Origin of the sequence: Gillisia hiemivivida, assembly GCF_007997295.1 — a bacterium.
Lineage (GTDB): Bacteria > Bacteroidota > Bacteroidia > Flavobacteriales > Flavobacteriaceae > Gillisia > Gillisia hiemivivida.
Genome location: NZ_VORY01000003.1, coordinates 22203 through 34682 on the forward strand (window position 1 = coordinate 22203; position 12480 = coordinate 34682).

The 12480-nt window shown below is 36.6% G+C and carries 10 protein-coding genes; all 10 read left to right on the forward strand.

Annotation, left to right across the window (positions count from 1 at the left end; all coding sequences use genetic code 11):
- Positions 1 to 28: 28 nt before the first annotated feature.
- The 10 genes from ES724_RS04200 to ruvA all read left to right on the forward strand — a co-directional run bounded on the left by ES724_RS04200 (position 29) and on the right by ruvA (position 12471).
- Positions 29 to 1186, forward strand: coding sequence for a cytochrome c oxidase subunit II (locus ES724_RS04200; protein ID WP_146930003.1), 1158 nt, complete (start codon positions 29 to 31; stop codon positions 1184 to 1186).
- 29 nt (positions 1187 to 1215) lie between these two features.
- Entirely contained in the window at positions 1216 to 3033 is a 1818-nt protein-coding gene (locus ES724_RS04205; RefSeq protein WP_146930006.1) for a cytochrome c oxidase subunit I, read from the forward strand.
- Positions 3034 to 3157: 124 nt separating this feature from the next.
- The gene (gene ruvB, locus ES724_RS04210; protein WP_146930009.1) at positions 3158 to 4180 is read left to right on the forward strand and encodes a Holliday junction branch migration DNA helicase RuvB; all 1023 of its coding nucleotides are present in this window, start codon (positions 3158 to 3160) and stop codon (positions 4178 to 4180) included.
- 35 nt (positions 4181 to 4215) lie between these two features.
- Positions 4216 to 5550, forward strand: a complete 1335-nt coding sequence (locus ES724_RS04215; RefSeq protein WP_146930012.1) for a cytochrome P450 — start codon at positions 4216 to 4218, stop codon at positions 5548 to 5550.
- Positions 5551 to 5884: 334 nt separating this feature from the next.
- Entirely contained in the window at positions 5885 to 7258 is a 1374-nt protein-coding gene (locus tag ES724_RS04220) for an FAD-binding oxidoreductase (protein ID WP_146930015.1), read from the forward strand.
- A gap of 60 nt (positions 7259 to 7318) precedes the next feature.
- Positions 7319 to 8242 carry a tRNA epoxyqueuosine(34) reductase QueG gene (gene queG / locus ES724_RS04225; protein WP_146930018.1) on the forward strand — a complete coding sequence of 308 codons (924 nt, stop codon included), beginning with the start codon at positions 7319 to 7321 and terminating at the stop codon, positions 8240 to 8242.
- Positions 8243 to 8310: 68 nt separating this feature from the next.
- Positions 8311 to 8802, forward strand: coding sequence for an RNA polymerase sigma factor (locus tag ES724_RS04230; protein ID WP_146930021.1), 492 nt, complete (start codon positions 8311 to 8313; stop codon positions 8800 to 8802).
- Complete coding sequence (locus ES724_RS04235) at positions 8786 to 9400, forward strand: hypothetical protein (RefSeq protein ID WP_146930024.1); 615 nt, start codon at positions 8786 to 8788, stop codon at positions 9398 to 9400. The genes ES724_RS04230 and ES724_RS04235 overlap by 17 nt, the downstream gene beginning before the upstream one ends.
- 111 nt (positions 9401 to 9511) lie before the next feature.
- Positions 9512 to 11803 (forward strand): NADP-dependent malic enzyme, encoded by a 2292-nt coding sequence (locus ES724_RS04240; protein WP_146930026.1) that lies wholly within the window; start codon positions 9512 to 9514, stop codon positions 11801 to 11803.
- An 80-nt stretch (positions 11804 to 11883) separates the two neighbouring features.
- Positions 11884 to 12471 carry a Holliday junction branch migration protein RuvA gene (gene ruvA, locus ES724_RS04245; RefSeq protein WP_146930029.1) on the forward strand — a complete coding sequence of 196 codons (588 nt, stop codon included), beginning with the start codon at positions 11884 to 11886 and terminating at the stop codon, positions 12469 to 12471.
- Positions 12472 to 12480: the final 9 nt, after the last annotated feature.

Genomic DNA, 12480 nt, shown 5'->3' on the forward strand with positions numbered 1-12480 from the left:
AAAGATTGTTTAAAGAAGAAATAAAAAAATGACTGTATTTTTAATAATCATTGTAATAGCACTTTTTTCCGTAACTGTATGGCAAATGTCCAAGATATTTGATTTATCTCGTGGCCCTAATACAGATTCTTCACAAGTTGCTAGTCAAAAAGACAATAAGGTAAATGGGTATCTAATGCTCATGTTCTTGGTCTTCATATATGTTATTTCTATTTATTGTTTCTGGCATTATAGTAAGTTCTATTTGCCTGAAGCAGCCTCAGAACATGGTAGTGAAGTAGATACTTTAATGTTCATCACTCTTGCCCTAATCATGTTTGTATTAGTGTTAACTCAGGGATTGTTGCACTGGTTTGCGTTTAAATATCGTGGCGAAAAAGGTAAAAAAGCCTTGTTTTTTGCAGATAATGACAAACTTGAATTTATCTGGACCATTATCCCGGTAATTGTTTTAGCAGGACTAATTATCTACGGATTATTTACTTGGTCTGATATTATGAATATCAACGACGAAGATGATCCTCTAGTTATAGAGATCTATGCATACCAGTTTGACTGGAGAGCCAGATACTCTGGAGAAGATAATACTTTAGGGAAAGCGAATGTTCGTTTTATTCAAGGCGTAAATCAACTTGGAGTAGACGAAAGTGACCCTTACGGAAACGATGATGTTATTATCAATGAATTGCACTTACCAGTTGGAAGACCGGTATTGTTCAAATTCAGATCTCAAGATGTATTACACTCTGCATTCTTCCCTCACTTTAGAGCACAAATGAATGTGGTACCTGGTATGATCACTCAGTTTGGTTTCACTCCAACCATCACTTCTGAAGAAATGAGAGAAAGTGAATACATGGTAGAAAAAGTTGGAAGGATTAACGATATTAGAAAAGATAAATCTAAAGAATTAATGGCAGCTGGTGAAGTGCCTTTAGATTCTTATGAGTTTGAATATTACTTGTTATGTAATAAGATTTGTGGTCAAGGTCACTATAATATGCAAATGAAGATTGTTGTTGAAAGCGAAGAAGATTATAAGGCTTGGATCAAAGAACAACAAACTTTTGGCGCTACAATGGCAGCAGTAGCAGATGTGTCTTCCGTTGATGTCAGTACAAATGAAGATGACGCTTTGGAAGAGGATTTGGATGAAGAGGGAAACACAGAAACTGAGCTTGAATAACATTATAAAAAAAACTAAGATTTAGAGATATGTCAGCAGTAGTAAACGCAACGGAAGCTCACACTCATGATGACCATGGTCATCATGAGCAAACATTTATAACTAAATATATATTTAGTACAGATCATAAGATGATTGCTAAGCAATATCTTATTACAGGTCTCTTAATGGGGATTATAGGAATTGGTATGTCGATTCTTTTTAGAATGCAACTGGCATGGCCAGAGCAATCATTCTGGATCTTCGAAGCTCTTTTAGGGAAATGGGCTCCAGGGGGTGTTATGACACCTGAGATTTATTTAGCTTTAGTTACTATTCACGGTACCATTATGGTATTCTTTGTACTTACAGCTGGACTAAGTGGTACTTTTAGTAACCTCTTAATTCCATTGCAAATTGGAGCAAGGGATATGGCATCAGGATTTTTGAACATGGTCTCTTACTGGTTATTCTTTATATCCAGTTTGGTTATGTTAAGTTCTTTATTTGTTGAAGCTGGGCCAGCATCTGCGGGATGGACTATATATCCTCCTTTAAGTGCCTTACCACAGGCAATTGGTGGATCTGGAATGGGAATGACACTTTGGTTGTCTTCTATGGCAATTTTTATTGCCTCTTCTCTAATGGGATCTTTGAACTATATAGTAACTGTAATCAATCTTAGAACGGTAGGAATGTCTATGACAAGGTTACCCTTAACAATATGGGCATTTTTTGTAACTGCTATTATTGGGGTGGTTTCTTTCCCGGTATTGCTTTCTGCAGCTTTATTACTTATCATGGACAGAAGCTTTGGTACATCCTTCTTCTTAAGTGATATCTTTATTCAAGGAGAAGTATTAAGTCATCAAGGAGGTTCTCCGGTATTATTTGAACACTTATTCTGGTTCTTAGGACACCCGGAAGTATATATTGTGATCTTACCTGCTATGGGTCTGGTTTCAGAAATTTTGGCAACAAACTCTCGTAAACCAATTTTTGGATACAGGGCGATGATTGCTTCTATCTTGGCAATTGCATTTTTATCAACAATTGTTTGGGGTCACCACATGTTTGTCTCAGGGATGAATCCATTCCTAGGTTCTGTGTTTACCTTTACAACTTTATTGATTGCTATTCCATCTGCAGTAAAAGCCTTTAACTGGATTACTACATTGTGGAAAGGGAACATACAATTTAATCCTGCAATGTTATTCTCAATTGGTTTTGTGTCTACCTTTATTACTGGTGGTTTAACAGGAATTATATTAGGAGATAGTACATTAGATATAAACGTTCACGATACCTATTTTGTAATTGCGCATTTCCACTTGGTAATGGGAATCTCTGCACTTTACGGATTGTTAGCTGGTGTTTACCACTGGTTCCCTAAGATGTTTGGTAGAATGATGAATAAGAACCTCGGTTTTGTTCACTTCTGGGTAACTGCAATTGGATCTTACGGAGTATTCTTCCCAATGCACTTTATCGGGATGGCAGGTTTACCAAGAAGATATTATACTAACACGGCGTTCCCATATTTTGATGATCTTCAAGATGTAAATGTTGTGATTACTGTATTTGCGATAATTACATCTGCAGTACAATTAGTATTCTTATACAACTTCTTTAGCTCTATTTTCTTCGGAAAGAAAGCTACAATGAACCCTTGGGAAGCAACTACTTTAGAGTGGACTGCTCCGGTAGAACATATCCACGGAAACTGGTACGGTGACCTTCCTATAGTATACCGTTGGCCTTACGATTACAGTAAGACTAATGAAGATGGAGAGTATGTAATTACAGGACAAGATTTTGTTCCACAAAACATACCACTTCAAAAAGGAGAAGAAGAAATGAATCATTAAGCAAGACCTTAAAATATTAAAAAAAGCCTTTTCTTCCGGGACATCCGGAATGAAGAGGCTTTTTTCTTTTATCTTTGTTTGAATCAATTATTTTCGATTGAATTTTAGAACCTGATTTCATAATATGAACGAGCATCTTGATCCTACCGGTGAGAATTTTTCTTCTGAAGAATTAGAAATAGACAGAGCTTTAAGGCCCCTTAGTTTTGATGATTTTGCAGGTCAAGATCAAGTGCTGGAGAATCTTAAGATATTTGTTGAAGCTGCCAACCAGCGTGGGGAAGCATTAGATCACACCTTATTTCATGGTCCTCCGGGATTAGGTAAGACCACTTTGGCACATATATTAGCTAATGAGTTGCAGGTCGGAATAAAAGTCACCTCGGGCCCGGTTATAGATAAACCCGGAGATCTTGCAGGTTTACTTACTAATCTGGATGAGCGGGATGTTTTGTTTATAGATGAGATCCATAGGTTAAGTCCAATTGTAGAGGAATATCTGTATTCTGCAATGGAAGATTATAAAATCGACATCATGATAGAGACCGGGCCAAATGCACGTACGGTCCAGATCAACTTGAATCCTTTTACACTTATTGGCGCTACCACTAGATCTGGATTACTTACTTCTCCAATGAGAGCGAGGTTTGGAATTTCTAGTCGACTTCAATATTATACCACAGAATTACTTTCTACCATCCTTCAGCGAAGTGCAGATATTTTGAAGGTACCATTATCAATAGACGCTGCTATAGAAATAGCAGGACGAAGCAGAGGAACACCTCGTATTGCAAATGCACTATTGCGTAGAGTTCGTGATTTTGCTCAGATAAAAGGGAATGGTAAAATAGACATGGAGATCGCTAAATATAGCCTGAAGGCGCTTAATGTAGATGCTCATGGTTTAGATGAAATGGATAATAAGATCTTGACCACGATCATAGATAAATTTAAAGGTGGGCCTGTAGGTATTTCTACATTGGCTACCGCGGTAAGTGAAAATGCTGAAACTATTGAAGAGGTGTATGAGCCTTTTTTAATACAACAAGGTTTTATCTTTAGAACTCCAAGAGGTCGAGAAGTAACTGAAGCCGCCTACAAACATTTGGGAAGAATTAAAGGGAATACCCAGGGGGGACTCTTTTAAGGTTTATTTTTCCCTTCTCTATTAAAAAAAATAATATGGCTAAAAAGAATATTCCAAAAGTTTCATTTTTAGAATTTTTGAAGCATGCCTCAAATATTCTGAAGAATCCGTTGCCTTTTCATCATAATAATTTTGAAAAAGTAGGAGACACTTTCAGGTTAATTATTGGTCCTGGAAAATCTGTGATCTTTTCAAGGGATGCCTATTTAGCGGAATATGTCCTTCAGAAAAATCAGAAGAACTATACGAAATCTCCTATCCAAACCAAAGATCTTGTAAAATATGTAGGTCGTGGCTTGCTTACTGCTGAAGGAGACCACTGGAAAAAGCAACGAAAGTTGATTCAGCCTGCTTTTCATAAAAAGCAGCTCACCTTATTGTTAGATAGCATTCATAATGCTATCCTTACTGAGCTCGATAAAATTGAAACGGATAAAGAAATAGATATATTTCCAGTCTTCAACGATCTGGCTTTTCAAACGGTAGTGAAATCATTGTTTAGTAGTGCAGTGGGATTAAAAGATATAGAACGCTTGCAATATATCACAGAAGCTGCTCAAAAAATGTTGGTAAGAGAACTCCGGCAGCCCTTTTTAAGCTTATGGTTTAAATATGGAGGGGAAATTAAAAAACATACAGATCTAACAGACGAGGCCAGAGTGATCCTCAAAAAACTTGTACAGGAAAGAAAAGAAAGCGGGAAACGAGAGGAAGATCTATTGGATATGTTATTGGATGCACGTTATGAGGATGGAAACGAAATGGACGAAGAGCAACTAATAGACGAAATATTGATTCTTTTTACTGCCGGCCATGAGACAACTTCCAATGCGCTCACGTTTGCAGCTCAACTTTTAGCTCGAAATCCAGAATCACAACAATTGATATTTAATGAAGTTCAACAGGCGAAAAAAGAGACTCATTCTTTAATGGAGTTTATTCAAGCTTGTAATTATACTAAAAAAGTGGTTGAGGAAACTATGCGTTTATATCCTCCGGCTTATTTTATTGATAGAATAAATTTGGAAGATGATGAATTTGAGGGCGTGCAGATCCCAAAAGGATCTAATTTATTGTTTTCGTTTTATGAGATTCATAAACACAAATCGCATTGGGAAGACCCTGAAAAATTTAGTCCTGAAAGATTTTCAGATTCGGATCCTTATTTACACACTCCGTTTTATGCCCCTTTTGGCGCAGGACCAAGAAAATGTATTGGGAATAACTTTGCAATGTTCGAAATGATTCTTGCAGTTGCAGAAATGGTTGGGAAATATGAGATCGAAGAAAAAACGACCCCTATTGAAATTCTTCCCTTGATCACATTAAAGCCGAAAAATGCTATTTTGAATTTTAAAAAGAGGGTTTAAGTAAAATTCCCTCTTTATCTTGTATTTTTCATTTGAAAAAACACTCGTTTTCCCCTATTTCTTTTCATGAACATAATTGTTAGCTTAGGTATATGATTACTTTCTCTATGCAGTAGATTATGTTTCTAATTATCTAATGGATTTATAATCCTACCTCATTACCTGCTATAATTAATAGTAAATTTTTCCGGTAATCAGTTTTTTTTGAAGTGTTACTTTTTATAAAATACACAATCAAAACGATCAAGTTTGTACTTGTACTGTTATTAATCCAGGAGTCTCCTCAATACAGCACTGAAATCGAATTTCAAGTTTAATTAATAAATCAGTTATTATGGAGGCAAAAATTGAAGAGCTAAAAAGCCAAATTAAAGGTAGGCTTATCACGCCAGAGGATAAGGAGTATGATGATGCCCGGCAGATCTATAACGGCATGATCGATAAACATCCGGGAATTATATTAAAATGTAAGGATACGAATGATGTTATACACGCAGTGAATTTTGGACGGGAAAATAATCTAGAAATCGCTATAAAAAGTGGTGGCCATCACGGTGCAGGTCTATGTTTGGTCAATGATGGGTTGGTGATTGATCTGTCTGAAATGAAAAAGTTAGAGATAGATGCAGCTACTAAAACTGCAGTTATCGAACCTGGCAATCTCTTGAGCGATATAGACGCAGCTACCTATCCATACGGCCTTGCATTGCCAAGTGGTATAATTGGGTCAACAGGTATAGGAGGGATTACTTTGGGAGGCGGCACCGGCTATCTAACTAGAAAGGGTGGATTGACCATAGATAATTTACTTGAGTGTAAAGTGGTACTTGCCAATGGTAAAATAGTAATCGCCAATAAGCTAAAGAACCCAGATCTTTTTTGGGCGCTCAGAGGTGGTGGCGGAAATTTTGGAGTTGTCGTCTCATTTAAATTTAAGCTCATTGAGATTAAAGATGTGTATGCGGGTCCAATGTTTTGGCCAATAGAAAAGGCGGAAGCTGCATTAAAATTTTATGATAAAATCACTAAAAACGCTTCCAATGATCTTTATGGATTCTTTGCCTTTTTAATTGTTCCTGCCGCAGAACCTTTTCCCGAAAACCTATGGAATAAAAATGTTTGCGGTGTGGTTTGGAACTATACTGGACCAAGAGAAAAGGCAGAAGAAATTTTTAAATCGATACGAGAATTTGGCCCTCCCATTCTCGATTTTGTTGGGGAGATTCCCATGAAGGATTTAAATGGAATGTTTGACGGCTTATATCCTCCAGGTTATCAATGGTATTGGCGAGCACATTATATGAAAGAATTGTCAGATGGGGCCATTCAAGTTAATTTGAATTATGGCTCAAAAGTGCCTACGATGCATTCAACTACACATTTATATCCTATAGATGGAGCCGTGCATAATTTTGGAAACAATGAAACGGCTTGGGCAAATAGAGATGCTCGTTGGATACAAGTTTTTGCAGGGGTAGACCCAGACCCTGACAAAGTTGATAAAGTGACCAACTGGTGCAAAAACTATTTTGACGCTCTCAAACCTTACGCCATGGGTGGATCTTATGTGAATATGATGATGGATGAGGGTCAGGAGAGAGTGAAAGCTGCCTATAAGGATAACTATGAACGACTGACAAAAATTAAGGGTAAATATGATCCTAAAAATTTATTTCATATTAATCAGAATATTGAACCATGTGAATAAAATTGAAAGTTCTTTGTTCTAAAACAGGATATTTGTACTATTAAGAATAGCTTTGTTTTAGTGGAATTAAGATCAAAATATTCTGAAATTATTAAAGCCGAAGCCAAACGCCTCGGCTTTATGTCTTGTGGAATCTCCAAAGCTGAATTCTTAGAGACAGAAGCTCCGCGTTTAGAAAAATGGCTGAAGCAGAATATGCATGGTGAAATGAGCTATATGGAGAACCATTTCGATAAGAGGCTGGATCCAACAAAATTGGTTTCCGGATCAAAAAGTGTGATCTCATTGCTGCTTAATTATTATCCTTCCGAATTTCAAAATAAAGATTCTTACAAGATCAGCAAATATGCCTATGGCACAGATTATCATTTTGTGATTAAAGAGAAACTTAAGCAATTGCTTCAATTTATTCAACAGGAAATAGGAGAAGTAGAGGGTAGAGCCTTTGTAGATTCTGCACCGGTTTTAGATAAAGCCTGGGCAGCGAAAAGTGGCCTGGGCTGGATTGGTAAGAATTCCAATTTATTGACTAAACAGGTCGGATCTTTCTACTTTATAGCAGAACTTATTGTAGATCTGGAATTGGAGTATGATACACCAGTCACTGATCATTGCGGAAGTTGTACCGCCTGTATAGACGCGTGCCCAACTCAGGCAATTGTAGAGCCTTACAAAGTAGATGGTAGCAAATGTATTTCTTATTTCACCATTGAACTTAAGAATGAGTTGCCAAATTCCTATAAAGATCAATTCGACGATTGGATGTTTGGCTGTGATGTTTGTCAAGACGTATGCCCCTGGAATAAATTCTCAAAATCCCATAACGAACCCTTATTCGATCCTAATCCACAAATTTTAGAGTATGACAAGAAGGATTGGGAAGAACTTACCAAAGAGACTTTCAATGAAATTTTCAAAAAATCGGCCGTAAAACGAACAAAATTTGATGGTTTAAAAAGGAATATTGAGTTTTTGAAAAAGTAAATTTTAGATTTTATTCTCTAAAACTGTAATAAAGTCATCTTTCCGTAACTAATGAATTAAAAGAAGCTTTGAGTAAAGATTTCTATACACAGTTCATTTTGCCTTATGCCGGAATTATCATTAAGATCTGCCGTGCATATACAGACAGCGAAGAAGATTTTCAGGATTATTATCAAGAAGTTTGTCTTCAGTTATGGAAGAGTCGGGAGAATTTCAAGGGTGATTCCAAATGGTCTACTTGGGTCTACAGAATTTCTTTAAATGTTTCACTCTCTTTACTTAAGAAGGATAAAAAAGTAAATAAGAAAAGTGTTGAATTACCAGATCTTGATGGGGGTTTACAGGACTCGAATCCTTTCAATGACGAATCGCTCAAACTTCTTTATTTGGCTATAAAGCAGCTTTCCGAGCTGGACCGGGCCATCATACTTCTTTACTTAGAAGAGAATTCGTACCAAGAAATAGGCGAAATCATGGGGTTGTCGCCGAATAATATCGGAGTTAAAATCACTCGAATTAAGAAAAAACTAAAAACATTACTTGATGGAAAAATCTATTGAAAATATATGGAAAGAAGGTTTTGAATCTAATAAAAGTTTCAAACTACCTTTAGTTAAGGATCTCTATACTAGTAAATCCAATTTGATAATTGATAAAATCAAGTCTACTTCGAAATGGGATAACATTAGTCTTATTCCGATGGCCATATTTTTATTTGGACTATTTACTTATTTAGATAAGTTGCTGCTAGGAATTTATGTAGGAGCTTTAATTCTTTCATTATTTTTTCTGAATAAAAAGATGTTAAAGAGAGTGGATGCATTTAATCCAAACTCGAACACCTATCAGTATCTAATAAATTATGATGCTCAGTTAAAAGCGATTCAGAAGTTTTATACCAAATTATTAGCGATAGGCCCAACAGTCTTTATAATCCCAGCTTACTGGATGTATTTTCAGGGAACACCTGTGATGTCTGGTTTTATGGGATTAGATATTTATTTCCAAATTCTCATAATAGGAGTAACTGCTGTATTATTATCGGGGTTAGGGGTGCTCAGTTACAAACTAAGTACTCATTTATTCTATGGCAAATTAATAACCAGGATTGAGGAAATTATCAATGATATGCAAGAGCTAGAGAAATTAGAGATGTAAGAGTATTTTGATCTAGTTTCTAGATAAATATCAAGTTTAAAGTATTTGATATTTATATACCTGAAAAAACTAAAGCTTATTACCTTTGTTACTCAGCCAATAATTTTGAATATGAGTAAGGACAGCAAAAGGAGAGAAGCACTAGTTTATCACGCAAAACCGAAACCTGGAAAGATAGAGGTTGTGCCAACCAAGAAATATGCAACCCAAAGAGATCTATCTTTGGCATATTCCCCGGGAGTTGCTATTCCATGTTTAGAAATAGAAAAGGATAAGGAGAACGCCTATAAATATACAGCGAAGGGAAACTTGGTTGCGGTAATTTCTAATGGTACTGCAGTTCTTGGTCTTGGAGACATAGGTCCATTAGCATCAAAACCAGTGATGGAAGGTAAGGGATTGCTTTTCAAGATCTTTGCAGATATAGATGTGTTCGATATTGAAGTAGATACCAAAGATGTAGAAGCATTTATTCAGACCGTAAAAAATATTGCTCCCACTTTTGGAGGAATTAATTTAGAAGATATTAAGGCTCCCGAAGCTTTTGAAATAGAACGCAGATTAAAAGAGGAGCTTGATATTCCTGTAATGCACGATGATCAGCACGGAACAGCTATTATCTCTGCTGCTGCCTTATTAAACGCGTTGGGGATCGCAAAAAAGAAAATTGAAAAGGTTAAAATAGTAATTAGCGGAGCAGGTGCCGCAGCAGTGTCTTGCACAAAATTGTATAAATCCTTTGGTGCGAAGGCTGAAAACATCGTAATGCTTGATAGCAAGGGAGTAATTCGAGCAGATAGAGCTAACTTATCTGTTGAAAAACTTGAATTTGCTACAAAAAGAAAAATAGACACTCTCAAAGAAGCAATGAAAGATGCAGATGTATTCGTAGGTCTTTCTATTGCTAATATAGTAGATGTTCAAATGCTGAAAAGCATGGCCAAACGCCCAATAGTTTTCGCAATGGCCAATCCAGACCCGGAAATTGAATATGATCTTGCTGTTTCTGCGCGTAAAGATCTTATTATGGCAACAGGAAGAAGCGATCATCCTAATCAGGTGAATAATGTGCTTGGTTTCCCTTTTATTTTTAGAGGCGCCTTGGATGTACGAGCTACCAAAATTAACGAGGCTATGAAAATGGCTGCAGTTAAAGCTTTGGCAGAATTAGCAAAAGAGCCTGTGCCAGAGCAAGTGAATATTGCATATGGAGAGACAAAATTGAATTTTGGTCCAGAATACATAATTCCAAAACCTTTTGATCCTAGATTAATAGCCCGAGTTCCGCCGGCAGTTGCGAAGGCAGCTATGGAAAGTGGCGTAGCTAAAAGTCCGATTCTGGATTGGGTGCGATATGAGGAGGAATTACTGAACAGAATGGGGAATGATAATAAGATCTCCCGTTTATTGATGAATCGTGCAAAAATGGATCCTAAAAAGGTGGTTTTTGCAGAAGCAGATCAGTTAGATGTTCTTAAAGCTGCACAGATCACTCAGGAAGAGGGAATTGCTATTCCAATTCTTTTGGGTAGAAAAGATGTGATTATTGAATTGATGAATGAAATAGATTTTGATGAAGATCTTGTAACTATCATCGATCCAAAATCTGATGAAGAAAAAGAGCGCCGAGAACGTTATGCAGATGTTTACTGGAAATCCAGGTACCGAAGTGGGGTTACAAAATACGATGCTCAAAATTTATTGCGTGAGCGTAATTACTTTGCTGCAATGATGGTGAATGAAGGAGATGCAGATGCCTTGCTTTCTGGATATTCAAGAGCGTATCCTACAGTGGTAAAACCAATGTTAGAATTAATAGGAATGGCCAAAGGGGTAGATAGAATAGCGGCAACCAACTTAATGAATACTTCCAGAGGACCACTCTTTATAAGTGACACTTCTATAAACATAGATCCTTCTGCTAAAGATCTTGCTAAGATAGCAATGATGACTTCCAAAACCGTTAGAATGTTTGGAATGGAGCCGGTGATAGCCATGATCTCTTATGCTAATTTTGGGTCTTCTAAAAATGAACGTGCTAGAAAAGTGAAAGAGGCAGTTGCTATTTTGCATAGATCCAACCCAGAACTTATTGTAGATGGGGAGATCCAAACAGATTTTGCCTTGAATAAAGAAATGCTTCAAAGTAAGTTCCCTTTTTCAAAATTAGTTGGTAAAAAGGTGAATACCTTGATATACCCTAATTTAGAATCGGCAAATGGCACTTATAAACTTCTGAAAGAAATGAACAACGCCGACTCTATTGGTCCTATTATGATGGGAATGAGAAAGCCGGTACATATTTTACAGTTAGGTGCTAGTGTGGAGGAAATAGTAAATATGGCAGCGGTAGCTGTTGTAGATGCGCAGGAAAAAGGAAAAAAACCAAAAACAATAAAATAGCTGTGTTTTCGGGTCTTGTATCGACTTGGAGCTCTGTATTATTTTAGTACATTTGAAAATTAACATTTTTTTTTAAATACATGATCCATCACCTTAAAGGACAGTTAATAGAAAAAAATCCTACTTATGTTGTAATAGATTGCAATGGAGTAGGATATTTTTTGCACATTTCTTTACACACATTTGCCTTGCTTAAAAACGCTTCAGAAGCGATAAGCCTTTATACCCATTTACAAGTAAAAGAAGACTCACATACATTATTCGGATTTATGGAGAAATCTGAGCGAGAATTGTTCAGATTGCTAGTCTCTGTTTCTGGTATTGGCGCTAGCATTGCACGTACTATGTTGTCTTCTTTAGATCCAAAGCAAATAATGGATGCCATTGCTTCTGGTGATGTTGCCACTATCCAGAGCATTAAAGGGATTGGCGCAAAAACTTCCCAACGCGTAATTTTAGATCTAAAGGATAAGGTTTTAAAGGTCTTTGGAGAAGGGGAGGTTTTCATCTCTCAGAGCAATACAAATAAAGAAGAAGCGTTATCTGCATTAGAGACTTTAGGTTTTGTGAGAAAATCTGCCGAAAAAGTGGTAGACCGCATTATGAAAGACGCTACAGAAGACCCTACCGTAGAAACAATAATAAAATTAGCATTAAAGAATTTATAATTTCATACT